Source organism: Stenotrophomonas sp. PD6 (assembly GCF_049199305.1).
GTDB lineage: Bacteria > Pseudomonadota > Gammaproteobacteria > Xanthomonadales > Xanthomonadaceae > Stenotrophomonas.
In genome coordinates this window covers 229,171-254,822 of sequence record NZ_JBLZQD010000004.1, presented here as the reverse complement: position 1 = coordinate 254,822, position 25,652 = coordinate 229,171, and the positions used below count along the sequence as shown (strand labels likewise).

22 protein-coding genes and 1 pseudogene are annotated in these 25,652 nt (G+C 59.7%); 9 read left to right on the top strand and 14 right to left on the bottom strand.

The features are described from left to right. Positions 1–70: 70 nt before the first annotated feature. Positions 71–3,019, bottom strand: a complete 2,949-nt coding sequence (locus ACOZHM_RS08785) for a S41 family peptidase (RefSeq protein ID WP_421568880.1) — start codon at positions 3,017–3,019, stop codon at positions 71–73. A 448-nt stretch (positions 3,020–3,467) separates the two neighbouring features. Here ACOZHM_RS08785 and ACOZHM_RS08780 point away from each other — a divergent pair, with 448 nt between their 5' ends. Both ACOZHM_RS08780 and ACOZHM_RS08775 read left to right on the top strand, forming a co-directional pair. Then, positions 3,468–4,382 carry a LysR family transcriptional regulator gene (locus ACOZHM_RS08780; protein WP_421568879.1) on the top strand — a complete coding sequence of 305 codons (915 nt, stop codon included), beginning with the start codon at positions 3,468–3,470 and terminating at the stop codon, positions 4,380–4,382. A gap of 35 nt (positions 4,383–4,417) precedes the next feature. After that, positions 4,418–4,945, top strand: coding sequence for a hypothetical protein (locus ACOZHM_RS08775; protein WP_421568878.1), 528 nt, complete (start codon positions 4,418–4,420; stop codon positions 4,943–4,945). A 246-nt stretch (positions 4,946–5,191) separates the two neighbouring features. Here the strand turns inward: ACOZHM_RS08775 and ACOZHM_RS08770 are convergent, their stop codons facing one another. Continuing rightward, positions 5,192–5,818 carry a TetR/AcrR family transcriptional regulator gene (locus ACOZHM_RS08770; protein WP_313318611.1) on the bottom strand — a complete coding sequence of 209 codons (627 nt, stop codon included), beginning with the start codon at positions 5,816–5,818 and terminating at the stop codon, positions 5,192–5,194. A gap of 204 nt (positions 5,819–6,022) precedes the next feature. Continuing rightward, complete coding sequence (locus ACOZHM_RS08765) at positions 6,023–7,492, bottom strand: aldehyde dehydrogenase family protein (protein WP_421568877.1); 1,470 nt, start codon at positions 7,490–7,492, stop codon at positions 6,023–6,025. Positions 7,493–7,792: 300 nt separating this feature from the next. Here ACOZHM_RS08765 and ACOZHM_RS08760 point away from each other — a divergent pair. The 3 genes and pseudogenes from ACOZHM_RS08760 to ACOZHM_RS08750 form a co-directional block, all read left to right on the top strand. Beyond that, positions 7,793–7,990: pseudogene (locus ACOZHM_RS08760) on the top strand (hypothetical protein); the annotation flags it as partial. 214 nt (positions 7,991–8,204) lie between these two features. Further along, positions 8,205–8,561: an HNH endonuclease gene (locus tag ACOZHM_RS08755; RefSeq protein ID WP_421568876.1), complete on the top strand. Its 357-nt coding sequence runs from the start codon at positions 8,205–8,207 to the stop codon at positions 8,559–8,561. 27 nt (positions 8,562–8,588) lie between these two features. After that, entirely contained in the window at positions 8,589–9,566 is a 978-nt protein-coding gene (locus ACOZHM_RS08750; RefSeq protein ID WP_421568875.1) for a hypothetical protein, read from the top strand. 1,210 nt (positions 9,567–10,776) lie between these two features. Here ACOZHM_RS08750 and ACOZHM_RS08745 read toward each other — a convergent pair. From ACOZHM_RS08745 to ACOZHM_RS08725, 5 genes are all read right to left on the bottom strand, one after another. Further along, positions 10,777–11,250, bottom strand: a complete 474-nt coding sequence (locus ACOZHM_RS08745) for a hypothetical protein (protein WP_421568874.1) — start codon at positions 11,248–11,250, stop codon at positions 10,777–10,779. Next, complete coding sequence (locus ACOZHM_RS08740) at positions 11,247–11,615, bottom strand: hypothetical protein (protein WP_394161539.1); 369 nt, start codon at positions 11,613–11,615, stop codon at positions 11,247–11,249. Before ACOZHM_RS08740 ends, ACOZHM_RS08745 begins: the two co-directional genes overlap by 4 nt. Before the next feature lie 4 nt (positions 11,616–11,619). Beyond that, positions 11,620–12,132: a histone-like nucleoid-structuring protein gene (locus tag ACOZHM_RS08735; RefSeq protein WP_421568873.1), complete on the bottom strand. Its 513-nt coding sequence runs from the start codon at positions 12,130–12,132 to the stop codon at positions 11,620–11,622. 118 nt (positions 12,133–12,250) lie between these two features. After that, a complete protein-coding gene (locus ACOZHM_RS08730) occupies positions 12,251–13,171 on the bottom strand; it encodes a PDZ domain-containing protein (protein ID WP_421568872.1) in 921 nt (306 codons plus the stop codon). A 475-nt stretch (positions 13,172–13,646) separates the two neighbouring features. Continuing rightward, positions 13,647–14,597, bottom strand: a complete 951-nt coding sequence (locus tag ACOZHM_RS08725) for an SOS response-associated peptidase family protein (protein WP_421568871.1) — start codon at positions 14,595–14,597, stop codon at positions 13,647–13,649. A gap of 200 nt (positions 14,598–14,797) precedes the next feature. On the opposite strand from ACOZHM_RS08725, the gene ACOZHM_RS08720 reads away from it, so the two are divergent. The 4 genes from ACOZHM_RS08720 to ACOZHM_RS08705 all read left to right on the top strand — a co-directional run bounded on the left by ACOZHM_RS08720 (position 14,798) and on the right by ACOZHM_RS08705 (position 17,822). Beyond that, positions 14,798–15,262: a LexA family protein gene (locus tag ACOZHM_RS08720; RefSeq protein WP_399638371.1), complete on the top strand. Its 465-nt coding sequence runs from the start codon at positions 14,798–14,800 to the stop codon at positions 15,260–15,262. A 220-nt stretch (positions 15,263–15,482) separates the two neighbouring features. Then, positions 15,483–15,671: a hypothetical protein gene (locus ACOZHM_RS08715; protein ID WP_282243677.1), complete on the top strand. Its 189-nt coding sequence runs from the start codon at positions 15,483–15,485 to the stop codon at positions 15,669–15,671. Beyond that, positions 15,671–16,558, top strand: a complete 888-nt coding sequence (locus tag ACOZHM_RS08710; protein ID WP_399638369.1) for a hypothetical protein — start codon at positions 15,671–15,673, stop codon at positions 16,556–16,558. Before ACOZHM_RS08715 ends, ACOZHM_RS08710 begins: the two co-directional genes overlap by 1 nt. Position 16,559: 1 nt before the next feature. Then, the gene (locus ACOZHM_RS08705) at positions 16,560–17,822 is read left to right on the top strand and encodes a Y-family DNA polymerase (RefSeq protein WP_399638367.1); all 1,263 of its coding nucleotides are present in this window, start codon (positions 16,560–16,562) and stop codon (positions 17,820–17,822) included. Positions 17,823–17,828: 6 nt separating this feature from the next. On the opposite strand, the gene ACOZHM_RS08700 is transcribed toward ACOZHM_RS08705, so the two are convergent. The 6 genes from ACOZHM_RS08700 to ACOZHM_RS08675 all read right to left on the bottom strand — a co-directional run bounded on the left by ACOZHM_RS08700 (position 17,829) and on the right by ACOZHM_RS08675 (position 25,594). Further along, a complete protein-coding gene (locus tag ACOZHM_RS08700; protein ID WP_421568870.1) occupies positions 17,829–19,580 on the bottom strand; it encodes an ATP-dependent nuclease in 1,752 nt (583 codons plus the stop codon). A 21-nt stretch (positions 19,581–19,601) separates the two neighbouring features. Next, entirely contained in the window at positions 19,602–22,247 is a 2,646-nt protein-coding gene (locus ACOZHM_RS08695) for a DEAD/DEAH box helicase (RefSeq protein WP_421568869.1), read from the bottom strand. A 2-nt stretch (positions 22,248–22,249) separates the two neighbouring features. After that, positions 22,250–23,776 carry a site-specific DNA-methyltransferase gene (locus ACOZHM_RS08690; RefSeq protein ID WP_421568868.1) on the bottom strand — a complete coding sequence of 509 codons (1,527 nt, stop codon included), beginning with the start codon at positions 23,774–23,776 and terminating at the stop codon, positions 22,250–22,252. Between the two features lie 141 nt (positions 23,777–23,917). Then, positions 23,918–24,400 carry a hypothetical protein gene (locus tag ACOZHM_RS08685; protein WP_421568867.1) on the bottom strand — a complete coding sequence of 161 codons (483 nt, stop codon included), beginning with the start codon at positions 24,398–24,400 and terminating at the stop codon, positions 23,918–23,920. Positions 24,401–24,416: 16 nt separating this feature from the next. Further along, a complete protein-coding gene (locus ACOZHM_RS08680; protein WP_421568866.1) occupies positions 24,417–25,310 on the bottom strand; it encodes a hypothetical protein in 894 nt (297 codons plus the stop codon). Next, entirely contained in the window at positions 25,307–25,594 is a 288-nt protein-coding gene (locus ACOZHM_RS08675; RefSeq protein ID WP_421568865.1) for a hypothetical protein, read from the bottom strand. The genes ACOZHM_RS08680 and ACOZHM_RS08675 overlap by 4 nt, the downstream gene beginning before the upstream one ends. Positions 25,595–25,652 lie beyond the last annotated feature (58 nt).

The window sequence follows — 25,652 nt, the reverse complement described above, 5'->3', positions numbered from 1 at the left end:
AACAGCCGTCGGCCTAGTCCAATTGAGAGCAATGCCGACGGCAACTCCAGTTCCCAATCTAGACGCGCCGTTATTCAGCCCCACGCTCTGACAGTCCGTTTGCTGGGTCCGCGATCGCGTCCACCATCAACTTCACAGCAGCCTCCAGTTGAGCGTCGTGGCCTGCCAAAATATCGGCCGGCATGTTCTCAACTTCGACATCCGGATCTACCCCGTGGTTTTCAACGACCTCTTGTCGTCTCATGTTATATACGGCCCTGGAGGGAATGGTGATGTATCCACCGTCGGCAAGCTGCACATTGCCATTGTAGCCACGCAGCCCGCCCCAAGTCCTCTTCCCAACAGCCTTGCCGAGCCCATACTCCTGGAACAAATACGGGAACAACTCTCCGTTCGAACCCGACCACTGATTGATAAGCACCGCCTTCGGTCCGGCTAAAAGCTCTTGAGGCTGGGTGTCCATTGCTCCGGCGCGATTGCCATTGAACCCCACCTGGGTCCTGCGCAGGCGCTCGATGAGATAGTCGGCCACGGAGCCACCAGCGTTCCAACGGACATCGAGCACCAATGCCTGCTTACCCATCTGCGAATAAAATTGGCGTGTGAACTGTGCCAGCCCGTGCTGTCCCATATCGGCTAAGTAGACATAGCCCACTCGGCCGTCCGACAGCCGCTCCACAGACTGGCGATTGCGTTCGATCCAATCGAGCTCGCGCAGGTTCACTTCGCTTGCGACCGGCTTGACACGCAGGGCGCGGCGCGGCTCTTTTGGCCCGACAGCAATTGTCAGCTCAACAGGCTCCGAAACCGCCAGGCCTTGCAACAGTTCGTCCGGCACTAGGGGCGCTTGCAGCTCCTTGCCATTGATAGCCAAGACATAGTCACCCTCTTTAACAGCCAACCCAGGCTGTCTTAACGGACTGCGATACTCTGGCAAGGTATTATCGCCCGGAAAAATTTTCGAGATCCTATACCTTCCAGAATCAGGGTCGAGCACCCAGTCTATGCCGAGCCGGGGTCGGTTGGCGCGGCTGTCCGTGTGGCCGTCATCGCCGCCGCCGACGCTCATGTGCGAATTCGACAGCTCCCCCATCATCTCGCCGATGAGCCAGTTCAGGTCGGCTCGAGATCCAAGCAGCGGCAGGAGTTTAGCGTAGCTGTCGCGGACCTTATCCCAGTCCTGGCCGTTCATCTCTTGCGAGACCAACAGGTCACGCTGCAGCCGCCAAGCACTGTTGAACATCTGCGCCCATTCGATGGCCGGATCCACCAACATACTCAGCCCGCTTAGGTCTAGGCTCTGTTCCTTCTTTCCAACGTGCCCCCGCGGCACATCCAGCACCGCGTAGTCACCTCCCCTCTTGATCAGAACCTTCTGCCCCACGAGAGCTAGGGAGTAGCTGTCCAAGTCTTCTGCGAGGACCGTATCCTGCTCGGTCTCAAAATCGAACCGATGAAGCGCAGATTTCTCGCCCTTCAAGAAGCCGTCGAATGTCGAAAGCGGTTGGCTCAAGTAGTAAATTCCGTCGTCGCGGACGTTGAGCTGAACGATATTAGCGGGCTCAATCGCAACCACCGTGGCGTTCGACATGAGGTCTTCCTGGGCGATTCGCGCCGGATCTTGGGGCAGATCAACCACGTAGACACCAGTGGACTTCACCATCGCAAAGTCGATTTCCTGGTCGGAGGGAACCGCATGCACATACCGGGAGGAAGTAAAGTAGAGCCGCCTGCTGTCTGGAGACCAAGCCGGGTTTGCCTCGGTCCCCTCCCCTTTCCCAAGGCGATGCGTGCGTCCCGTCGCCAGGTCGTAGAGGTAGATGTCGCGACGTTTTGCAGTCCCTGCCATGCTGAAGGCCAGCCAGCGACCATCGGGCGAATAGACCTGATCTCGTATCCCTTGCCGCTTGTCTCGGGCCACCTCGATCGGCGCGCCCCCGCTTAGTCCCACCTGCCACAGCCGGTGATCGCCATCGCTGAAGCTAAGACTTCGGCCGTCGGGAGAAAAGACTGGAGTAAAGAAATACCCTTTTTCGAAGCGAGTGATCACGCGCTCCGACCCATTGTTGACAGCACGGACGGCCACTTGAGGTGTTCCTGCAACTTCTGTGACGTAGGCAATCCTGCTGCCGTCCGGGGACCAACTTGGAGCATCCTCTTCAGCAGCAGGGGTCTGCGTGACGTTACTGGACTTGCCTTCCCCCGTCGGAACGATGAACAGGTCTCCGCGTGCAGAGAACAAACCGTGATGACCGTCCGGCGAAATCGCGTAGTTGATTCGATCGGGAAGGTCGAGGTCGCCATCCCGCACAATCGCTTCGCCACGCACTTGATTGCCCACCGCACGCAGCCGCTTCTCCAACCGCACGTTGTCGCCAGGCAGCGAGACAGGAACTTCTGTTAAGCGCTCGCTGGGCAGGTCCAGCCGATACAGCTTGCCGCCTTGCTGGAACGTGATTGCATCGCCACCCAAGGCAGGCGTATCGATGTCATAGTCCGTGAAAAACGTGAGTTGCTTTTCTCGGCGGGACTTGAGGTCGAGGACCCAAATGTTCGCGCGTCGATTGCTGTCCCGGTCTGAAAGGTAATAAATCTTTTGGCCATGCCACATTGGAAACGCATCCATTCCACCGGATGCAGTCAGTTGCTGGCTGCTGCGCGTTTCAAAGTCATACGTGAACACCTCACGCGACATGCCCCCGTTGTATCGCTTCCAATTTCCGTGGGGTGCCAGCAAGCGGTTGTATGCGAAGGTGTGGCCGTCCGGACCATACGTGCCCATACCGACTGCGTTATCAAGTGGCATGGCCTCAGGCAAGCCACCGGCGACCGGAACCCGGTAGAGTTCCCGCACGAGTCGGTTCCACTGCCTATGCTGGCTGAGATAGAGGATAAACTGCGAATCGGGGGACCAAGTGACGACAATGTTGTCCAGCCCACGCCCGTTGTGATGCGTCAGCCTGATCGGTTCGCCACCCGTCGACGGCATCACCCAAACGTCGCTGCCAGCGTTATTCATGCCCGTGAAAGCTATCCAACGACCGTCTGGGGAGACCCTTGGAAATACATCTGTCCCCGGCCCCTTCGTCAGCTGATTCGCTGTGCCACCTGCACGGGGAACTGACCAGAGGTGCTCGTTGGCACTGAAGACAATCTTTCCGTCGTAGGCTTGAGGATACCTCGGCAGCGCCGCAGATGCCTGGCCCCCGGCGAACATCGTGACTGCCAGAAGAAATGGAACGAAGGGACGCGATCGTCGAAACATAGAATGCTGCCGTGTGCCAAGTAGTGACGAATGCCGGGCATGGGAAGAGCGAACAGGCAACCCCAGCGCAATGCCTTTGCATTTTCGAAAAAGTCTAGTTACGAGGTATCCATACGTCAAATCGATACAAACCATCACTCACATCGATGAGTTCGATGAAGGTCACCATGTTAGGATCTCACCGGGCCGCCTCGCCATAGACATGACAGTCGATCACTTCAATCTTCGTTCCTTCGATCTGAACCTGCTACTGGCTTTTGATGCCCTCATGCAAGAGCTGAGCGTGACACGCGCAGCAACGAGGCTGAGAATCCGTCAACCCGCGATGAGCCACGCGCTGTCTAACCTGCGAATGCTTTTCGACGATGAGCTGTTCATTCGTAACGGCCACGTCATGGAACCAACTCCCCGTGCGAGGGCCCTTCATGAGGGGCTGCATCCCCTGTTGATTCAAATTGGAAGCGCGTTGGTTGTTCCTACCGGCTTCGATCCGGCGGAGGAAACCCGGATTTTTAGGCTCGGCATGAACGGCCAGGCCGAAGCGTTGCTTATGCCTGTCCTCGTTGAGCACCTCGCCAAACACTCTCCTGGAATAACCATCGAGTCCGTCCCTCTCGGCGAGCATGCAATCCAAAACCTGCTGAATGACGCCAAGATTGACCTCGCGATCGCGCATGTGAGCGAGGATACCGGACGCTTGCGCCGTGAAATGCTCTACTGCGAACAGTTCGTGTGCTGCTTTCATCCGTCCCAGCTCGCCTACGCAACCCCTATCGCCTCCGAAGACTACTTTTCCTCCGTGCACGGGCTCGTGTCGGACAGTGCAAACTTGCCTGGATTTTTGGAACATCTGCTTCGGCACGCCCCGATGCAGCTACAAGCCTCCCACTTATCGCACAACGGCATCACCTTGCTTGCGATGGCTTCTCGCGCTCCACTTGTCGCTTCCCTGCAAGCCGGTGTCGCCAGGCGTTACGCCGCGGCATTCGGCCTCGTTGTTAGCAACCTACCGTTCGACGTTGACGAATTGCAAATCGACCTGATCTGGCATCCGCGAAGTGAGAACGACCCAGGCATCTCGTGGCTGAGACGGCTATGCCAATCGTGCGTTGCCTGATGGAGTAGTGCCGGCTGCCACGCCAGCGTTCGACCGTGACCGAGCAACTCATCGTATTTGATATTGAGCACACCGTGATAAATAGACAGTTCACCTTTAATCGTGGCAATTGGCATACCGGCCACAATGTGATGGGGCCGTTGGACGGCGAAAACGACATTGCCGGCTTAACGCGGGCCGGGTATTCACCCAACGGTTCTCACTATGGAGGTGAGCACGGCCCGCGGCTCGAAATGTTCGAGAACTCAGCAGATGGCTCGTTCTTCGCGTTTGTTTCGCCCACCGGCCGGACCACAGTGGAAGTGCTCCTCCCCGACTTTGAGAGCTTCATGCTCTTCATGAAGGACTACGGGGGTTCATTTGCCGCAGCCGGTTCCGAGGCGACCCAAAAAGTGGTCATGGAAACGCTTGCGAAACTCTTCGGTGCGCTCCATGGCCACGACTGGAGCGAAATCTGCCAGCGGTGTGACCCCGTAGGATGGCGACGCTGGAACGGCATGCAGGACAGGGGCGAAGGCCGCCTCGACCACGTTGTCCCACCGGCGTCGCGACCGACCATTTAGCTGAGCGCTTAGGACAAGCAGCGCCGGGGGTTCTCTTCGTCGAACAAGCCAGCGCGGACGGGATGCCTTGGTTGGCAAAGTATCTATCCTGGCCTCGGAAATCGTGCGCACTGGAGTTCATTTTTAGGCTTCCGCAGGCCTTGAGCACGCGCATGCGCCCCGTGTAGACACGCGCAAATCACCAAGGCGGTCACCGCTGCCGCCATCCGGGGCAGCAACTGCGCCTGGTCGATCGTGAGGTTTCCCTCACGGAGCCAAATGAAGAGCGTCCGCGAATTGTCGGTAATACTTGTCTATCAGTTCTTCGCCATTGTCCGGGGAAAACAGATACAACCTCATTGTTCCTTCAAAGACAAGCGAGAGGCGATCGGTAACGACTTCAGGGTCCAGACCACTGGTTATTTGCCCCCTTTTCTGAGCACGTCGAATTCCTTCCCGCAACATTTCCAACAAGCCCAACTCGTGGCTTCTAAGAAGCCCAGCCACATGAGGATTGCGCGCCCCTTCGCTCGCAATTTCGGCGCGCAGAACTGCCACCGCATGTCCTTCCGGCTTGAGGAAGAGGTCTGCTAAGAGCTCTTTGACGGTCCGCCGACTAAAGTCTGAGTTCCAGAACCGTGCAATCAGGGCCTGATGGCGCTGCAAATCGAGTTCGATCAGGGTGAGGATAAGTGCTTCTTTACACGAAAAATACTGATAGATGTTAGCAACGCTGACCTTTGCGTTGGCGCTTATGTCGGAGAGGGAGGAAGCGTGGAAACCCTTGTGTATAAACGACTTCCGCGCTCCATCCAGAATTTGCATCAAGCGTTTTTCTCGCGCCCCCTCATTGACAGGGCGACCAAGCTGCGGCTTGCCTTCACCTCCATTCATTCAACACCTCAAAATTGGTCCTGTCCAAAGCAACAACACTACTTCCACGGGCGACCCGGCTCAACAGGCAGCATTCGCTTGCGCGATTGCTGCCCGGCCTGAAGCAGACCATCGCAACGCTCGAATCTTCCCTTCAATGAAGTTCAGTTCCTTCATTGGCCTCCGCGCAGATGCTCTACCGACGTCCAGCTCAAGGCAGGTCGATCAAGAATCGGACGAATGTGCGCCGGTGGCGTATACCTTGATTTCCTGGAACTGCTCAATGGCGCGAGGTCCGCAAAGCACACCGATGCCGCTTTGCTTGAATCCGCTCTGTTCAAACTGCTCGGACATGACGCCCCAACAGTTCATCCAAATATGGCCGGCCCGGATAGCCTTGCCCACTCGTCGGCAACGCGATGAGTCTTCCGAGAACACCGACGCAGCGAGGCCAAACTCGGTGGCATTTGCGCGCGCAATCGCGTCGGCCTCGCCCTCAAAGATCTCGAACGTCTGGACAGGCCCAAACACCTCGTTCTGAACGACGTAAGCGTTCAAGTCTTCGACCTCGATCAAACTTGGACGGTAGAATGCGCCGGCGGCCAACGGTCCTTCTTCGACTGGGCCGCCGCGAACGAGAATATTCGCATAAGACGCCGATTCGGCAACCACTGCGTCCACGCGTGCAACGCTGGCCTTGTCGATCAACGGACCGAGCTGTGCCTGTGGGTCCTCACTCTCGCCGAGTCGAACGTTGCCATAGGCCTCAATGAGGGCAGTCCGCAGTCGGTCTGCCACCGTCCGCTGAACCAAGACACGAGAACCTGTGCAACAGAACTGGCCATTCATCGCGACGAGGGCCATGACGATCTGCGGGACAACGGCCGCAAGGTTGGCGTCGTCAAATACCACCAACGGTGCTTTCCCGCCAAGCTCCAGGTTCAGCCGCTTCAGCGTTTTTGCGCCGTTAGCGGCGATGGTTCGTCCGATGTTTGTGCTGCCGGTATAGCTGATCATGTCCACTTGAGGCGATTCCACAAGCAGGGATGCGCCAATGCTTCCTGTCTCGGTGATGACATTGAGCACGCCGGGCGGCAGCGATTGAACGGCTGCGACCGCCTCGGCGAACAGCGCGTTGGTGAGTGCCGTCTGATGAGGCAGCTTAAGCACCACCGTGCACCCGGCCGCCAACGCCGGAGCTATCGCTCGCACGGAGAGAATAATCGGGGAGTTCCAAGGCGAAATGACGCCAACAACGCCAAGCGGCTCGGGATCGGAGAAGAAGTGCACTCCTGGCGCAGCTTCAAGAGCTCGGCCACCGGTTTGGAGCAGCGCGGTTGCCGCGCCATAGCGGAGCCACTCCGACGCCAAGGAGAGTTCCCACTCGGTCTGAGCCAACAGCTTGCCCCCTTCCTGAGAGAGGCGGACCGCCATTGTTTTTGCGCGCTTGGCGACCTCGACGGCTAACTCATTTAAGGCTCTGGAACGCAATGACCGCTCTGTCGGCCAGTTCGATGTATCAAAGGCCTTACGTGCAGCCTCAATTGCAAGCTGAGCTTCGTCTTGGCCGATATCCAAATAGGTGCCCAGAGGCTGGCCCGTCGAAGGACTGACCGCTTGCCTGATCGTCCCCCCTTTGTTCCAACTGCCATTGATCCAGTTCTTTACTGCTTCAGTCGCACGCGAGTCTGTCATGGCGTTTTCCTTTCGTCGTATTGGGCAGGGTCGTTCCCCTGCTTCACCTTCCGCACCGATTGAGCGATCAACGCTGCCTTCGGACAGTTATAAGAGTGAGCGCTCACCAATGTATCTGTCAAGCGTTTTTGTTGATGGGGGTTGAGGCTGTGATGATTGGTTAGCAATAAGACCAGCTCCCTCCCCGAGCTCAGCTACTTGGGCTGCATCACGCGACGAGTTGGATCTTGGGCGTTCGGCCACACATTGAGCCTCAGCGGAGCCCCCGTTTCGAGAAGCAGCCCGAGGCGGTGGTCGTTCAGACGCGGAACCCGGAAGGCTGCGCGTCGTTACCCGGTCGAGGCCCACGCAGCGCAGGCACGCGACGTGGGCTTCACCTGGTGGCAGTGGTGGATCATGACGCCCCTGACGCTGATCGGCACTTTCTGGGTGTTCGGCCTGCTGAGCGGGTTGCCGATGTTCTTGTATGTGATGTATGCACAACTGACCCAGCTCTAGAGAGCAGCCGCTTGGGGTTAGGGCGGCCCGCGTTGAGGCCGCCTTATCACCGGACGCACGTTTGCGATGGGCTTGCGCGGAATTTGGGGATGGGATATACAGCAGCTGCCGGTCGCATAAGCGCCGGTGTTGTGCCCGCATAGCCAATAGGCTCCGGGTGCCCGAGGTTCTCCTATAGGAGGCACGGGAATCGTCTTCTGATTCCGGAGCCCCTATGAGCAAGAAACGCCTCAAATCCATCCGCACGTCCGCCTTTCACGCCCAGTCCGGCCGCTGCTATTACTGCGGCCTGCCGATGTGGCTGGCCTCTCCAAACGAGCTGGGGCTCAAGGGCAGCAACGGGCGCGGAGTCCAATGCACTGCCGAGCATCTAACGGCCCAACAGGACGGAGGGCAGCACGTGCCAGAGAACGTCGTGGCGGCGCATGCCCGGTGCAACCAGGGCCGCCACAAGCGCCTCGGCCAGGCACCATCTCCCGACGCGTTCAGGACGCTGGTGATGCGAAGGGTCGCACGAGGAAAGTGGTGGCCTCAGAACCTGCCGTTCTGGCAACATCGGCAGGTCCTTTAGGAATCACAATCAGGAAAGGAAGCACGGATGCTGATCAGGGGAAAAACGCCCGCCAGTTGTTTTGGACTCGCTGGTTGCGATGAGAACGCCGGAACCTATGCCTTGGGATGGTGCCTGAAGCAATCGCCAGCGCTTTGTGCAGAGCTGCTTTGCTCTATGGGCCTGGATCCGTGTGCGGAGATCGAGTTGTCGAGTCAAACCTTTTGCTCGGTTGACCGGGGATTCACGGATCTAGAGGTGCGGTCAGGCACCGCGTTTCACCTGATTTTCGAGGCGAAACGCTTTTGGCAGGTCGCTTCGAGGGAGCAACTGGAGAGGTATGCGGGACGTCTTACTGGCTCCAACGTCCAGCAGAGGCGCTTTGTTTCGATCAGCGCAGCTCGGAAGGATTGGGCCATTCGGCACCTTCCTCCCGACGTGGATGGCATCCCTGTTGAGCACCTCTCCTGGACAGATATTAGGGCGATGGCGAGAAGGGCGCACGCGGCGAGCAAAAGCCAAGTCGAGCGCCTATGGCTTCATCAACTCAACTTGCATCTTTCGGAGTATGGAATGACCTCAAACGCCTTTGATTCGCTCGCCTACGTGGTGTCCCTCAGTCGCGAACTGCTGCCCAACTCGCCTGATGCCACGTGGATCGATGTGGTGGTCAATCAAGGACGGTATTTCCATCCCGTCGGAGGAAATGGCTGGCCATTGATTCCTCCAGCCTATATCGGCTTCCGATACCTCTCAGAGTTCAAAAGTGTTCATTTCATTGAACGCGTTGACACGGTTGATAACCTTCAGGAGATCGATCCAACTTGGCCCGCGACGACCACGGCGCACTTTGTCTACACGCTGGGACCTGCAATGCGGCCAGCTACTCCGCTCCCACTTGGAAACATCTACTACACCGCCCGGCACTGGGTCGCTTTGGACCTTCTGATTAGTGGCAAGGCCGCCAGCTATGAAGAGGCAATCGCACTGACCAAAGAGCGCCAAGCGCTGCGGGGCGACGCCTGACGACCACCTGGGTGGATCGGAACTAAATTTGCCATGACCTAGGCGGTCGTCATGCATCTGCCAGCCTTCCAACCAAGTCGGCAACACCCATTTCCCAGTAGCTACAGTTCAACTACCGATCCGTCCACCGACGACCGTTCTAAGACCTCCGACCCATGTTCCACCAAGGATACTCTGCACCATGAGTAAGCCGCCGGCCTCCTTGAAGACAGCCTTTCTCGCCCGTGCTGGAAACCGGTGGGCGCAGGCCGAGCCTGCGCTCCGGCTGAACATCCTGAACGCGCTGTCGGACCTTTTTGACGAGTTTCATCAGCGCGGCCTTGCCGATCCCCACTGCGCTCAACGGCTTGCTAAAGGCTCAGACCTGGAGCACCTGCAGAGGGTTGCGGAAATGCTGCTGGCCAAGCACCTCTGGGATCACGGGTTCTCTTTGACCAGCGGCCGGGCTGGTCCAGACTTCCGTGCATCGAAAGACGGCTACTCCGTATGGGTCGAGCTCGTCACGCCGGAACCTAAGGGCATCGATCCGGCTTGGTTAGGCCCGTCTCATCAAGAGGGAGTGTGGACGTATCCGCACGAGGCCATCGCTCTTCGCTACACGAGCGCGCTGAAGGAAAAGCACGAGAAGCTCGTTGGAAGGGATGGGAACAAGCCTGGTTACTTGACCCAAGGCATCGTCCGTCAGGGAGAACCCTACGTCATCGCGATCAATCAGCATCTGCTCCATGGACGCTGTCCTTCACTTGGAGGCATCAGTCAGGTGCCCGTCGCGGGCGAAGTGGTCTACGCCATCGGGCCACAGCAGCTCCACCTAAGCGCCGCTACAGGAAGGTTGTTCATGCCGACCACTCCCATCGGCCCCTCTTGCAAAAGGTCAAGCCTGCGGGCGGATGCGTGGGTGTGCCCGCAGACAGCTTCCTCAACCCTGCCTACGATCCGGTTTCGGCGGTATGGGCATTGGACCTGCAGGAAGCCGCCCTCCTTGCACCCTCGAAGGAGCGTCTTGCCCATGTCCACTTGGCCGCCACGATCCACAACGTCAGGGCCACCAACAGGGTCCCTTCGCACCTTCTTCCATCGCAGGAAGATTGGATTGGAGAGGTCACTGCGTCCTCTATAACACTTAAGCGCCTGTAGGGCCCAAGGGCAGCGGTGCTATTGCCCCGCCCCACCTTCGCTCCCCCACCCGAGCGCTAACCATCAGTGCCATTTACAGGCCCAGGCGCAAGGCAATCCAGTCCATCCACTCCGACTGCGAAGCCGAGGCGTTGGCCGTCAGTGGACCCCGCCCGGGAATGAGTTCCAAGGCATCTGCTTCGGCGCGGTGCTGGAAGAAGAACGGCCCGTGGACGCCCATCACGAAGTGGTCCCCCTGAAGGGCATCGCAATGGGGGCAGTGGTTGGCCCAGTAGGTAGCCTCTGCGGTTTCAGAGTGCCCGGGTTTGAGCCAAGTCGCCACTTCACGCACGTGATCAGTAACGTTGTCGTCCAGATCCTCTATGTGGCGCAAGGTCGCCGCCCCTCCAATCTCCGGCTCGTCCTCCGGGCCTTCGACATCAGACGTATCAGTAAATGACGGCACCCATATCGTCGCCACCCGGGTGCTCTCGCCACATTTCCAGCACGTGGTGTCGGCCTGCAGGAGGGCATAGCTTGGGGCAGCGAGGGTCAGAGTCAGTGTCACGCCCCCTCCCCCACGGCCGCGTCTCGCACTTCCCGAAGCCGCAGGGCCAGTTTGCTGCCAGACGCCATTCCTCCGCGGCTGCCGCGTGCCTCGCTGACCACGCCCAAGGCCATTACCACGGCTTGGAGGAGGTCCGACTTCGTCCGTCCCTGCTCGTTCCAATCGTCCGGTAGGGCCGTCAATGCGCCGACGGCCTCCTTCCCTGACAGGTATTGGACGCACGTCAAGGCGGACCAATGGAGTCCCAGCTGGGTGCGCAGGCGCGCTCCTGCCTCTTCCTGCAAGAGCGTTCCATTGGCGATATCCAGCAATGCCTGCGCCGCAACCACCGCCTTGGCGCCGGCATTGGCCAGGCCTTTGCGCATGGGGTTAGCCAGCAGCCTTGGCCGAGCCCTTCTTGGCGGGCTTCCGAATCGGCTTGGCCTTGCTCGACTTCTTGACGACCTTCCTCACCTTCTTGGCTGCCTTTGTCGCCGCCTTCTTCACCGCGCCATCGGCCGGCGGGAACTTAGCACCCGGGTTGGCCTTGGCCCAAACTTTGCCGTCGGCGGATTTGGCCCACGTGGTGAAGGCCTTGGGGGTCAGGCCGCGGCCCGCCCATGTTTCACCGCTGGGAAGACGATACTTCGGGGCGACTTTGCCGAGCTTGCGGCCCTTCAACGATCCAGTGCCCGCCTTGGGCGCGCGCGCCGGCTGGGCGTCGATCGGTTCTCCGATGAGTTTGGCGACCTGCCGCCGCTGCGCGAGAGTGAGGACCTTCGCATACCTTTGGAGCACTGCGAGCGCCTTGGGCACCTCTCCGTCGCGTTTCTCGACCAGTTTTTTCTGCGCTTCCAGCTGTTTGATCTCAGCATCGAGCGATTTGAGGGTGGTGAAGGCCATTGAGATACTCGGTCAGATAAGGACGCCTTGGTTATATCCGATAACGCGCTTGCGAGACAGGCCCCCGTCTTTCTGCGCCCCTGCAATGGCTCGTTCGCACGTCTCGACGGAGCGCTCTCTATGGGGACGGGTGACCCAACAGCTTGCTCTTTTGCGAATCGAACTCGGCCTGCGTCAGGATACCTTGCTCCTTGAGCTTCAGAAGCTTGGCCAACTCATCGGCAACCGAAAGGGCTGGTGCTACGGGAGCGGGCACCGGGGCGGGCACCTCCGCGACGCTGACGACCTGAGTGGCCGTGGGACGGTAGTCCCGGTCGACGGTGAGCGACATTGCAGCATTGTTGCGCGTGACATCGAGTTGGTAGGTCGGCGCCTTGGTTGCCTTTGCCAGGCCATCCAGGAAGTCACCGTCGGTCTTGAACTTCTTTCCGGCCACGGAGGTGATGACGTCTCCTGCCTTGAGGCCCGCTCGGTCCGCGGCCCCACCAGGCGTCACCTCAGCCACCTCGTAGACAGCAGCCCTGCCGCGCGGAGCGACTTTCCCTAGAACTCCGAGCACGGTGTGGTTGGGGAAGGTCGTCCCTGCGGGGAACGCGCCTCCCGCACTGATCAGGAAGTTCATGATGCTGTTGTGGAAGTCCGCCCCTGAGAAAGGAGCGCGCTGCATCTGGCCGAAGGCCATCTGGGTTTCCATCCAGCCCGACACCTGCACACGCGAGACGCCGGACAGCTCACTCACGTTGAAGCGGAAGAAGCGCCGAGGAGGCGTGGAGTAACTGTTCCCGAGCAGCATCTGACCCATGATGGACTGACCCGTGCTCAACGGCGACTCGCAAACGACTTCCGTATCGCTGCTGCTCACGACCGTCCACTGGACATCCATGCATTTGCTGGACAAGCGGGAGACCGCCACCGATGCCTTGCCTGAGAACACCGCCTCGGGTGTGCCACTGGGAGTCACAGCGAACAGCTGGGAGCCAGTCGCGGTGAACGGAAGGACGATGAAACCAAGAAGAAAAATCAACGTTCGAATCGCCATATGCGCTCCCCCTAGAGCATCTGACGTTGGATCTCCAGCCAATGTTACCCGTTTAGGTGTCCCCTAAGCGCCGGATCGGCCCTCCAGTATCTTTCGCGCGATTTCCTCAGCGGCGTGCAGCGCCAGGCGGCACGATTCGAAATCCGGTAGCACCACTTCCTGGCACCCCGCTGCCGGAACCTCAACGGACAGCAGGCGCCATTGGAACCCTCCGCCGCGCCAGATCGTGGCCGAATACTCGTGACCGTCAAAAGAGAGAAATACCCGATGTAAAGACTCCGGAGGCTTCTGAGTGCCCATGACGGCTTTTCCAGGAGCAGGATGGCTCATTCTGTCTTCGGGCCCGACGCTGTGCAACACAGGAAGCCTGAATAGGCCGAGGCCGAGATGAGCTCTGGGCCTCATGGAAGCGATACGGCTGTAACAAAGGCCTTGGGGAAGTTCTTCGACCACGACAGCCCTGGAGATCAGCGCCTTACGCAGCCTTGCGGTGCTCGTAGTAGGGGTGCTGCTTGTCGTCCATCAGAGCGAGCAACTCCTCGCCGCCGCGGCCCTGCGGCGTCAACCAAGCGTCCACGTTCTCCGGCTTGAGGTTGACAATGGTGCGATCGTGCCCTGCAGCCGCGACTTCAGGCTCGGGGGCGTCGGTCACCGCCGCATAGGACCAGAGATCGGGCAGCAGGCCGGCCGGATCGGTCCAATGGGACACCAGGCACGCGATCAGCAGGTTCTCTCCGGTGCTCGGGATGAACTGAAGTTCTTGGCTGCCGCCTGCCCCATCATCGACGTTCTCGTAGAACACACGCGCCACCATCAAGCCGTGCGTATGCCCGAACTGGTGTCGCCAGAACCGAGTGAGGTTGTCCCGGCGGGCGTTGTAGGTGCCCGAGACCTGCCCGCGTTTGGTTCTGTCGATGCTAGGGTCCATGCCTGCCGGTCGGCAGTGGTAGCGCATCGGCCGAACGATCGGCCTGCCGTCCTCCACGATGAGAACAGGGGCATACCAGTCCGGGAAGATGCGGTCGTCGCGCTCGGGGACGGGCACCGTGCGGATGCCATCCGATATCCAGCGTTTCAGCTGCTTGACCTTGTTGCCCGCGATGCGTTGGTCGTTCGCGGCTTTCTTCGTCGGCTTGGACCCGGCCAACACCCGCTCTGCGTCGGCCAACCGCTCGGCCTGCTTGAACAGCTCTTGCTCGCTGTTTTGCACAAAAGTGGCGTTGTAGGACTGGATCAGCGCCTGAATCTCCGTCACGCCAGGCGTTTGCGGATGGTGGAACCCCTGGTCCATCCCTTTGGGGATTTTGATCTTGGGATCCGCTGCCCGGCGCAGGTAAAGCTCGACGAATGCGTCGATGTCGATGTCCGCGCCATAGGCGCGAACATATTTGTGGTAATCGGCCCACACTTCAGCGGAATAGCACATCCGGTCCTCTCCCAGCACGCGGTCTAGGCAATCCTAGCCAACCGGCCCGAGAGGGCGCGTGTGGAGGAAGCAAGCGCTCTGCCCCATGAGCGCATTCAGGAACTCCGACAAGCCGCGTTAGCAATACTACTAACAGCCCGCTAGACTGACGGCCCGTTGTGGTCTCACTGGATGAGCCAGCCTTTCAGGAAACTCCCGCCATGCTCACCCCATCCTCCTTCCCTCCCGGCTTCCTTGGCGCCGCCAACCTGGCCGCCGAAGTCCTGGCCCTCCCTGTGCTGCCGGTGCGCGTCACGTGTGGCTTCCCCAGTCCAGCCGAGGACTTCTTCGGCGTCACGGACCTGCTGGACCTCAACCAGCGGTGTATCGACAACCCGGTCGCCACGTTCTTTGTCGAGGCCGATACCGGCGAATCCATGGAGGGGTTTGGCATTGGACCAGGCGACACGCTGGTGGTCGACCGGAGCAAACGGCCGCGTCCGGGGGATGTCGTGATGGTGTTGTGGGAGGGAGGGTTCACCGTCAAGCAGCTGCGCCAGCGGGCCGGCCGGTTTGAGCTGCATTCCGGCAACCCGGCCAATGCTGCAATACTGGTTCCAGAAGACGTTGAGCTGGACGTCTGGGGCGTGGTGACCTGGTCCTTCCGAAAACAACTCAGGCGCTGACATGGAAGACTTACGAACCCGTTGGAGTCACCTCACAGCAATGGAGGGCCCGCGCTGGCCCATCCGCTGCGGTCATGTATTCAGCGCCGACGACCTCGCACTGCTGCGGGAGGGCCTTTGGCCCCGCGATACGGACGACCGGTGGGCGGTTTGGGTGGACGGTGGGGACACCTTGCGATGCTGGCGCTCCTCGACCGGCACGTGCATTTACGAGGCCCAGTTGCTGTTCGTCACCGACGGTTCGGCGGCAGTTGGCGTGCTGAACGTGCTTGACGAAGAAAATGTCTACCGGCGAGCGCCCACGGACGAAGGGGAGCTCGAACGCTTTGAAGGGGTGCTGTCCCTCGTGTGGCGTCGCGAGGCCGGGTCCAACGCGCTCGAAGACATAACAACTATCCAGGAGCCGTGATGCGCGATCGAATAGCTCTTTGGAAGCGTGTCTACGACACAGACGACAACGCGATTTCGAAGGCATTGTCCAAGCTCGCGTGGGACCTGACCGCATTCACTTGCGTGGTGGAAATGGTCCGCCACGCGCCCGATGTCGATGACGGGAAGCGACTCAATGGGATGGTGTTGGAAATGCTCGTTACGGGCTTCTGGAGCAGCACCATGCAAGGCGTTCGGCGTCTGGCTGAGCGGGACACCATCCACGGCGCTTATGGGGTGTGCTCCATTTCTGGCCTGTTGCTGGACGCCAAAGCGATCCGGCAACGCGTCACGCGCCGGGTATTCGTAGAGGACATTGCCGGATTGGCCTATAACTACTCCGCCGTTGAAGAACAGTATTGGCAGTTCGCGCGCGCCCAACCACCAGGCGACGCTTATCTCGTTCCGCGGGAGTATCAATACGAGCCTTCGGCACAACGGCATGCAGTGTTTGACTGGCTCAGCGGGACCACGTCCGGCACCTCAACTCCGGATGATCTGATTCGGGAAGAAGTGTTCGACGCGTTGGAGCGCCGCCTAGCGGGCCTGGATGGTGTCGTGGAACACGTTAACGTAGAGATTGCCCACGCGGCCACAGAGTTCAGCCGGACGGGCCGAGTGCTTCCGCGCTGGAATCTGGACGACGCAAAGGACGCCATCAAGGAGCTGGCCCAGATCGCGCAACTGGTGGGTGAGTGGTTTTGCTACAGCGGCATTGGCAGCGTTCTTCCCCACCCGTCGTTCGACCAATTCGCGCACTTGGACCAGCCCCTTTTCAACGGTGACACACAACAACTCCAAGCTACTTGGGATGGCTTGGAGCAAGAAATCAGGCAGTGGCACGACGTGGATCCGAGGACCCTTTGACATGTTGGGCCTCGTCGACGGCAACAACTTTTACGCCAGCTGCGAACGGATCTTTAACCCATCGCTCCGAGGCAGGCCCGTGGTCATCCTCTCCAACAACGACGGGTGCGCCATTGCCCGCAGCCAGGAGGCCAAGGATCTGGGGGTTGGGATGGGTCAGCCGATCCACCAAGTCCCTTCCGACGTTCGTCGCCAGCTGAAGGTGCTATCAGCCAACTTTGGCCTCTACGGCGATCTGTCGGGGCGCGTGGTCTCAATCCTCCGGGACCTTTTTCCGCACGTTGAGGTCTACAGCATCGATGAATCGTTCGTTTCGTTCGATGGCATCCCGGCCGGGGAGCACCAACGGATAGCCGGGGAAGCCCGCGCGCGGATTCTGCAGTGGACCGGGATTCCGTGCTGCGTGGGCATCGGCCCAACAAAAACATTGGCCAAGCTGGGCAACAAGGCCGCCAAGAAGACGGTGAACGGGGTCATGACCGCACTGCCCGGCTCCGCCCTGTTGGACCGCTTTCCTGTCGAAGATGTCTGGGGCGTGGGCCGCAAGCTCACTGCCCAGCTGGGGATTGAAGGTGTGCTTACCGCGGCTGACTTGGTTCACGCCGACAGCGACACGTTGCGGGCGCGGTATGGCGTGACGTTGGCCCGCACCCAGCGAGAGCTTCAGGGCATTGCCTGCTTCTCGTTAGAAGAAGTCGAACCGGACCGGCAGCAGATCGTGGTGTCCCGTTCGTTCGGCAAAGAGGTCGTGGCCTTAGAAGACGTCCAACAAGCCGTTGCCACCTTCGCCCAGCGGGCCTGCGAGAAGCTCCGAGGGCGCTCGCTGCAGGCCGGTGGGGTTTGGGTGTTTCTCCACACCAACCCGTTCAAGCCCGGGGCACCCCAATACCATCCCAGCAAGGCTCTTAACTTCATATCGCCGACCACGGACACCCGCGAGGTGCTCGTGGTGGTTCAAGCCCTGACCAAGGCGATGTGGAGGGAAGGCTACCGTTACAAGAAGGCGGGCATCGGGCTGCTGGACCTGACCGCGAGGGACGTCCACCAAGGCGATCTGTTCGCCCAGGTAGACCCGCGCTCCCACGCGTTGATGGACGTCATGGACCGCGCAAACGCGAAGTTCGGTCGTGGCGCCATGGCGTTTGCGTCGTCTGCCAAGCGCGTGCGCGGAGGCGAGCAGCGCAGGCAGGTGTGGGCCATGAACCAGACCGCGTTGTCACCGGCTTATACGACCAGGTGGGATCAGCTGGTTCGAGTGAGGTAGTGACCGTCATCGCGCCAACCATTCCACCAACTCGCGGACACCGGCCGCGTCGGAGCAGGCTGCGTCCACTCCCTCGTTCTCCACCTTCATTTGCAAGGTGAGCCACGCGTGTTCCTTCTTCTCCTTCAGCCCGACATGAGGTTCGATAGCTCCTCGGCTCCATAACCAGATCGATTTATCCCGAAGCTTTAGAACTAGAGCATGAATGTGAGGCGCCGCCTCTGGCTTTCCCGCAAGAAGTTCGAAGGCTTTTGATGCGCCCCCCTGCGGGCCCTTCTTTGGAAGCCCGCCATCGTCCAGAGAGATGGTTCCCGCGTCCGACATCTCTGCCAGTATGGTCTTACAGGCACCAAGATCCGTGTCGTCCGCATCTAAAAACCCATGCTTAGATGCCTGCCGGAAAGCATAGTCGAGATCCACAATCGCACATGCCGGAATCCCAATCGCGTCAAGAATCTCCATGGATTTCTGAGTGTCGGACACCCCGCTCATCGCGACAATCGCGAGTGAAGACTGTCCCATGGTCTTCCCGGAGGCGGCGCAAAAGAGACTTGGAAGCAAACGGAGTTCTGTCTTTCCCTCGGTCAAGACCACCTTGTCCGCGAATAGCATCTGGGACGAGTTGGTCAAACTAAAAATCTGGTGGAGTTGGTGCGTCGGCTCCGCAACCAGCTTTTCGACGACCGCCTGAAGCCTCGGCCTTGCTTGTGTGCCCTGCGGATGTTTCTTCGTCATCAGCAAGGCGTTCTTCGCGTCACGGGCGAGGATCATCTGAGCGGAGTGAGTCGAAAAAATGACTTGATAGCCCGCTTCAGATAGCAAACGCAAAGCCTCGCGAACTTGCTCCACTGCGAAGGGGTGCATGAACAGCTCGGGCTCATCGATCAACAACAAGGTCACACCGCCCACGACCGCCGCCCCTCGCTTCAGATCAGCCAAGTGACGCACCATGGCCATTTGAATGGCGCGCTGGGCACCGTGGCCGTAGGAACCGAAGGCTCTGCCCTTTCCATCACCTTCATAGACCTTAACAGTTCCAGCTTTGATGAGATCGTTCAGAACTGGGACTGGAAAATCCAGCTTGATGCTGACCCCAGGGAACAAATCAGAGATTTTCGCATTAATCGAGGCATCGATTCGCCCCAGCTCATCAAACCGCTCTGCTCCCTCCGCGGAAAGCATTCCAACGATCGCCGAAAGGTGCGGTGACAGGTCAGCCTCGTGCCTCTCCTGGATCGCCGCAACCATGTCGGTAAGAAGTTTGCCAATCGTCGTAGTGGTTTTTGCTTTACTGGCGTCCTCGGCCGCATCCTCCATCGCTCCGATGCGTATTGGCTCCGGGAAAAGAGCAGAGATTGCTTGATCAATACCGGTTGGATTGGGATCCCACGCGTTCGTGTCTGGATTCAATATGGTTAGGAATACATCCCCGCCAGGCACCTGCTGAACTTTTCGGATGAAGAGCACCCCATTGCGCACATGGTGCTCAATTTTGCTTCGATGCCTAACCTCTAGCGTCGCGAGGTCCGCTTCGGCGATGCCGTAAAGGCGGCCGAATACCTCAACAGGCAATAGGGAATCGTGGAAGTCTTCCTCCTTCAACTTCCCCTTTTTCACCAACCATTGCAACGCAGTGAGGCAGTTGCTTTTACCGCAGTTGTTCAACCCGACCAGCGGCGTAAACTTGGTCAGTTGCAACTGGGTGGAAACACACGATCGGAAGTTCCGAATATCTAAGTCTGAGATGTAGACAGCCATTCCGTTGCCCCCTGTTGTGAGTCACTCCCCGATCACAGCCCTAAGCTGTTCGGTGACGCTGTTGCCCTTCTCATCCTTCAACTGGGCCATGAGGTAAACCCCTCGGCCATTGCTCTTCTTGGCCCACAGCTCCCCGATCATGCGCTTCTCCTTCTCGGAGTCTGCGGAGTAGCGGTCGCCGCCTTTGTATTCAACGACCAGCAAGCGGCCGTCCTTGAGTCGGGCGACGAAATCCGGGTAGGTCCGCTGCTTGGACGTCGGCATCCAGAACTGGCTCTTGTCCACCAGGTTGCGGACCCAGAACTCCACCTCATCCAGCTGGTCGATGGCTTGGGCACACAAGAACTCTTCACCGACCTTGCCGCTGGCGGTCTTCCACTGAAGATCGCCCACGAAGGGGTAGTAGTGCTTGCGGAAGCGATACGTGCCGCCTTGGTAGTAGGAATGCGCCGGATACTGGGTCATGTCCGCCGGATAGGTGAACATGGCATCGGACTCGTCGCTGACCACGATCTCGGCCTTTGCACCGAACAAGGCCTGTTGGAAGCCATCCTTGAGCGCCTCGGCTTTGGCGATCTGGAGCTGCTCGCCCAACTTCCGCCGGAGCACGAACTGGCCATTGAGCAGTTGGGACAGTGAGAAGCCCCGATCTTCGGACAGCCCGCTGATGGACCGGCGCAACCACTCGCGAAGAACCGGCTGCTTCACGCCAGGGTCTCGGATCTTCTGATCCAGCCAACCCACCAAATCTGCTTGGGTCCTATCCTTAGCAAAGCCCGGCAGGTAGGTGTTTACGTCGTCATCGATCTTCGTGTAGCTGACCTTTGCATCAACCAAATCCACCTCGAAGGTCTGGCTGTCGGCATTGAACTTGAGGCTGGAGAGGTCCGGCGGGTAAGCCAGCAAGTCCCAGGCGAAGCCCGGGGGCGTGGCACCGCTCTCCACGAACTCCAGTTCGCCCTGTTCCATGACGCCGAGTCGGGGGACGCTGAACACCAGGCCGTTCTGGCTCGGCGCTTTGACCGCCTTGGCCGTGATCTGGTGCCGCTGGATTGTGGCCGTCGCCTCCTCCCGCTCCCTTGCCGGCACTGCGTTGGTAATGGCTTCGACCGTGGAATCGTCTAGCTCCCCAGTGATCTCGACCGTGCCGCCCTTGCCATCCCCGCCCAAGGTAAACACTACGTTCTCCTGGTCCCTTGCCGGGACGCCAGAGAAGTCGGGGCGCTTGCTAACCGAGAGGGTGGTCTTTGGAGCGGTCGGAGCGGGGTTAACGTTGCCACCCTTGAGATCCAAGCCAGCCCCAGGGGTGAGATCCGGCAGCACTGCGCCGACGGCTTCCAACGGGTTGAACCCGATATCGATGAGCGACTTGGTGAGCTCTGCGGCCGCCAAGTTGAAAGCCGTAGTGGTGACGTGCGCGTAGGCCTTGTTCATGGCCTCTTGCTTGCGGCGGGTGGCATAGGGCATGCGCAGCACGCGGCCCAGCAACTGCTGGATGTCTTTGTCGCTTTTGACTTGGGCCACCGAGCAGAAGACGTAGGCGAAAGAGCAATCCCACCCTTCCTTGAGCGCTTGCTTGGTGATGATGACCTCGATCGGACAGTCCTTGGCGAACAGGTCCACGCCATCGATTTCGCGTTGGTCACCGGTTGCAATGGCAATGGCCTTCTCGGGCACCTTTTCGTTGTCGATGAGGTGCTTCTTGACCTCCTCCACCGTGGCCGTGCCCTTGGCGTTCTCGGCCTGGATCAGCAGGATGGGACGGATATAGTCCGGCTCGCCAAGCGCGGTCTTGCCCAGCTCGTTTCGGCGGGCGACGGCGCTGCCCACAGCGACCTCCCACTGCGCGACATGCTCTTTCAGCACGACCGGGAACTTGATCATGTCCGCTGCCTTGAGCTCAAAGGCGCTGACGCTGACCAGCACGTTGCTCTTGCTGGCCTCGGGGGTCGCGGTCAGCTCCACCACCACTTTGGCACCCAAGCGCTCGTAGACCTGATACGAGAGCGGCGTGTTCGCATTGTGGGCTTCGTCGGTGATGACCAACGGTCCGTGGAGTTTGAGCAGGTTGGCAAACGACGCTATGGCTTTGCCGGCCTTGTTTTGCTCTAAGTAGGGCAAATCGGACACGCTGCCGGCAAAATGGGCTTCGAGGTCCTCGTGGTGCTCGTAGACCTTGCGGCCTTCCTGGTTCTCCACGCGCAGCGCCGCCATGGTCGAAATGACCACGCACACCTTGGTGCCCAGGTCCGCGGGGCGGATATGAGTGAAGTCCTCCACGTCAAATACCGCCACCTTGCCGCCGAACGCCTCGTCCAGTTCCTGGCGGTAGGGATGTCGTGGGTTCTTGAACGCCTCCAAGGTCTGGGTTTTGATCTGGGTGGTGGGCACCATCCACATGACCAAGGGGAACTCGCGCTCCAGGTAAGCGTCGCCTGCAGCCTGAATGATGTGCGCACCCATAACTGTCTTGCCGCCGCCCGTGGGGATGCGCAGGCAGACGTAGGGCGAGGCTTCCATGCCCGGCATAGGCTTGTAGTGGGTGACCAGGCCAGGATCCACGTTCTTTTCGAACGCGGATGCGGGGCCGGTCAGCCGGGCGTCTTCGAGGAAATGCGCCAGGCTGGACAAGGCCCGCTGCTGATACACCTTGAGAGAAAGAGCCATGCTTAGCGCGCCTTGATGTCGTAGGGGGTCTGCTTGAAGGTGATTTGGAGCTCCTCCAGCCGCTCCTTCGGCAGGTCGCACGACTCGCCGTAGATCACCTTGGGACCTTCATAGGGTTGCAGGCCCTTCAACACCCGCTTGGTCAGCACGTTGCCGCCGGTCTTGCTTTCATCGCCCAAGATCCCGTTGAACAGCAAGTAGTAGCCGATTCCGTGATGCTCGCCCAGAAATGGCTGTTTAACGGCACGGGTGGAACGTGCGGTGCCGGTTTCGGCGAACCAGACGTGGGCCGCAAGGTGCTCAAACTTTATGCCCTCGCGGATATGGCCTTCGTCATCGAACACGGGCACGCCAAGCTTGTAGAAGCGGAACCCGCCACCACCATTCCATCCAACAACCTCTGAGACACCGCCTGCGTCGGTTCCATCGACGACCTTCATCAACCGTGGCCGGGAAAAAGTTCTAGCATGCTCTCCAATCTCCACCCCAATCCAGTGTCGCCCCATCTTATGGGCTACGGCGGCGGTGGTGCCAGATCCCAGAAAGCTATCTAAGACGACGTCACCCGGGCGTGTGGCAAGATCCAGTATTCCCTTCAACAGCCGTTCGGGCTTGGGCGTCGAGAACACATTATCCACACCTTCGAACATCGCCTTGAGGTGAATGCTGGCCTCCTTATTGCTTCCGAACTGATCGTGCGGCCACCATGTCATGGGAGTCAAACCGCCCGTCATTTCGGCAAGATACTTTTTCAGCATGGGCCTACCTGTTCCTTTCAGCCCGAAAGTTATCCGACCATCAGCAAGCCACTTCTCATATTGGCCTTCATTGCATCGCCAGAAACGATTTGCAGGCGGGGAAAACTTCAGCCCAGTTGGGCCGGTTATCTCAAACTGGCCTGCCGCATAGAACTTGCCTGCAGACAGGTTCTCAGCCTTCCAAGCACCACGCGGATCGTTATCTGGATTTTTAAATGTCGCTCGTTGCTCTTCCGTCCTGTCCATCTTCCCAAGAACTAGCTTTTGGATGTCTTTGGCGTAGACGAGAACGTGATCATGGGTGTTGGAAATATGCTGGGCGGTCTGATTTGCGGTATAGGCCTTCTGCCATACAACGTTAGCCACAAAATTCTTCCTACCCAAAATCTCATCCGCGATGACTCGGAGGTAATGAGCTTCATTGTCGTCCAACGTGATCCAGATAGACCCATCTTCAGACAGCAAATCCCGCAATAGCTCAAGCCTCGGATAGATCAACGAAAGCCACTGCGAGTGTTCGATATTGTCTTCATAGTGCAAGCTAACCGCCGATTGTGTGTTGTAAGGAGGATCGATAAAGATGCACTTCACTTTGCCGGCGAAATACGGCAACAGCGCCTTTAAGGCATCAAGGTTGTCGCCTTCGATCAGCATGTTGGGAGCGTCCACCTCCCCATAGGACAAGCTGGCCACCGGCTCCAAGAGGCGGTAGGGCGTCAGGGCGGAGCGGGTAAGGTCCTCGTCACGGTTGGACCAGTTGAGCAGTGGCATCGAATACATCCCCTCGAACAGGCCTCAAGTATCGTTCAGCCGCGCGTCTGGGCCAACGATTCCGACCATCTCCGCCCGTAAGTGCCTGATCGGCATGGCCATCGGAGGATTGGACCGCGAGTAGGCCCTCCCCCCCCCCTACTAGGAGGCGATGAGGCCCGTCTTCTTGCAAAAGCGGTAGACCGCCGAGCTGCTGATCCTGAGCTCCCGGGCCAACTGGGCTCTACTGACGGCGTTTAAATGGGCCTGAACCTGCGCCAGAGTCAGACCACGCAAGGTGCGTTGCTTGGATCGGATTCGGGCGCAGCGCAAGCCCAACGCCTGACGGTCGAGACTGACCGTGGCGATGGACACCCCCAACCGGGCAGCCACCTCCGCCGAGGTCCGCCCCTCTTCCAGCAGCTGCCGCACCTGCCGACGGCGTTGAGCCACCTGGTCGACTTGCCGGGATCGGTAGGCCTGCAGCCCCCCAGAAAGGAGGCCATGCCGGCGCACGAACCGGCTCACGGCTTGGTGCGTGACGCCCACCCGGTCGGCCAGCGCGCGCTGAGTGAGGCCCTGGCCCAATAGGTCTTGGACGTGCTGCGGGGAGTGACCAGCCAGTCCGCGGCTACGTGGGGTCATGGGGCAAAGGTCCAGGTCATCGCTTCAACCGGTGTTTTCCCCGGTCATCGCGGGGAGCCTTGAGCTCCACTCGCTTCAGGTATTTGGAGACCAGGGGGGAGCTGGTGTTCAAGTGCCGTGCTAGCGCTCCGACGGTTTCAAACTGCATCAGCAGGCGTTGAACCTCTGCGCGGCTCAAGCCGAGAAGAGTGAACTCGTCAATCGGCGTCTTGCGGCGCGGCAGTTTTAAGTTCGCGCGGTCGCGCGACACCACATGCGTCGAAACGCCCACGCGCTCTGCCATCTCGCCGATTGAAAGGCCTTCGGCGCTTAAGAGGCGCACCCTTTCCTGCCGCTCGGATATCTTTTCTTGGCGTTGTGCTCGGGCAGGGTTGGTAAGGCCGTTCGCCATGCAGAACTGGCTGACTGCTTGTTGGGACACCTTGAGCCGCTTAGACAAGTTGCCTTGTGTGAGCCCCTGGTTAAGCAGGCCCTGGATTTCGGCAGGCATACACCCTGCGAGGGTCGGCGACAGGAGCCGCTGGCGACGCAGGCGCATGGTTGTCAGGTCTTTACGGATCGTGTGGACCGGCACCCCCAGCACTCGGGCCATGTCTTCGGGGTGCTTGCCTGCTTCAAAGTGAGCCCGAACCGCGTAGCGGCGCTGGCTCACGTAAGCCTTGTAGCGCTCTGCCGGGCTGCTGGGCATGGCATCGCAGGGGTCCACGCGTAGCGCGTGCGGGATCTGCTCCGGCTCACCATGCGCTTGGCGGTGGGCCGCCAGGGCGTCGTCCAGCTCGGTGCCGTAGGGAGTGTTTCGCTGTGCAGCGTCGTAGATAGCCTGGATGTTTGGAGGCATGGACAGCAACTCAAAGCCACCGCTATTCGACAGCGCGCCTGGAGCAAACAAGGTGGAGCGCTCGCGGCTCATTGCCTCGCTCCGCGCGTGACAATGCATGCACCCAAGCCGACCACAAGCAGGAAGAGCCCTACCGGCCAGGCACCGAAGGTGCCCACCGCCGCGACCATCCCTAGGAAGGTGACCCCCACCCCAAACAAGGCGGCTTGGATAACGAAGCGGCCGTAGGTTCGGCCGTGTCGCTCTCCAGCGCGGACGCGGATCCATGCGTCCTTTGCTTCCGCGAAGCGGTTAAGGGTCCAGAACGGCACCGTGAGCATCAACCCCAGCAGCAATACCAGCAGAAGCGCGCTCATCACTGGCGTTCACCCCGGGCAGTGGACATCTGGTTTGCACGGCAAACCAAGGCCTGGC

Bases quoted from the DNA above. Each gene is read 5' to 3' on its own strand.
- ACOZHM_RS08730 (WP_421568872.1), bottom strand. From the start codon at position 13,171: ATGGCGATTCGAACGTTGATTTTTCTTCTTGGTTTCATCGTCCTTCCG.
- ACOZHM_RS08740 (WP_394161539.1), bottom strand. From the start codon at position 11,615: ATGCGCAAAGGCCTGGCCAATGCCGGCGCCAAGGCGGTGGTTGCGGCG.
- ACOZHM_RS08675 (WP_421568865.1), bottom strand. From the start codon at position 25,594: ATGAGCGCGCTTCTGCTGGTATTGCTGCTGGGGTTGATGCTCACGGTG.
- ACOZHM_RS08725 (WP_421568871.1), bottom strand. From the start codon at position 14,597: ATGTGCTATTCCGCTGAAGTGTGGGCCGATTACCACAAATATGTTCGC.
- ACOZHM_RS08710 (WP_399638369.1), top strand. From the start codon at position 15,671: ATGCGCGATCGAATAGCTCTTTGGAAGCGTGTCTACGACACAGACGAC.
- ACOZHM_RS08700 (WP_421568870.1), bottom strand. From the start codon at position 19,580: ATGGCTGTCTACATCTCAGACTTAGATATTCGGAACTTCCGATCGTGT.
- ACOZHM_RS08705 (WP_399638367.1), top strand. From the start codon at position 16,560: ATGTTGGGCCTCGTCGACGGCAACAACTTTTACGCCAGCTGCGAACGG.
- ACOZHM_RS08720 (WP_399638371.1), top strand. From the start codon at position 14,798: ATGCTCACCCCATCCTCCTTCCCTCCCGGCTTCCTTGGCGCCGCCAAC.
- ACOZHM_RS08765 (WP_421568877.1), bottom strand. From the start codon at position 7,492: ATGACAGACTCGCGTGCGACTGAAGCAGTAAAGAACTGGATCAATGGC.
- ACOZHM_RS08690 (WP_421568868.1), bottom strand. From the start codon at position 23,776: ATGCCACTGCTCAACTGGTCCAACCGTGACGAGGACCTTACCCGCTCC.
- ACOZHM_RS08695 (WP_421568869.1), bottom strand. From the start codon at position 22,247: ATGGCTCTTTCTCTCAAGGTGTATCAGCAGCGGGCCTTGTCCAGCCTG.
- ACOZHM_RS08785 (WP_421568880.1), bottom strand. From the start codon at position 3,019: ATGAATAACGCTGGCAGCGACGTTTGGGTGATGCCGTCGACGGGTGGC.
- ACOZHM_RS08755 (WP_421568876.1), top strand. From the start codon at position 8,205: ATGAGCAAGAAACGCCTCAAATCCATCCGCACGTCCGCCTTTCACGCC.
- ACOZHM_RS08750 (WP_421568875.1), top strand. From the start codon at position 8,589: ATGCTGATCAGGGGAAAAACGCCCGCCAGTTGTTTTGGACTCGCTGGT.
- ACOZHM_RS08780 (WP_421568879.1), top strand. From the start codon at position 3,468: ATGACAGTCGATCACTTCAATCTTCGTTCCTTCGATCTGAACCTGCTA.
- ACOZHM_RS08680 (WP_421568866.1), bottom strand. From the start codon at position 25,310: ATGAGCCGCGAGCGCTCCACCTTGTTTGCTCCAGGCGCGCTGTCGAAT.
- ACOZHM_RS08770 (WP_313318611.1), bottom strand. From the start codon at position 5,818: ATGAATGGAGGTGAAGGCAAGCCGCAGCTTGGTCGCCCTGTCAATGAG.
- ACOZHM_RS08735 (WP_421568873.1), bottom strand. From the start codon at position 12,132: ATGGCCTTCACCACCCTCAAATCGCTCGATGCTGAGATCAAACAGCTG.
- ACOZHM_RS08685 (WP_421568867.1), bottom strand. From the start codon at position 24,400: ATGACCCCACGTAGCCGCGGACTGGCTGGTCACTCCCCGCAGCACGTC.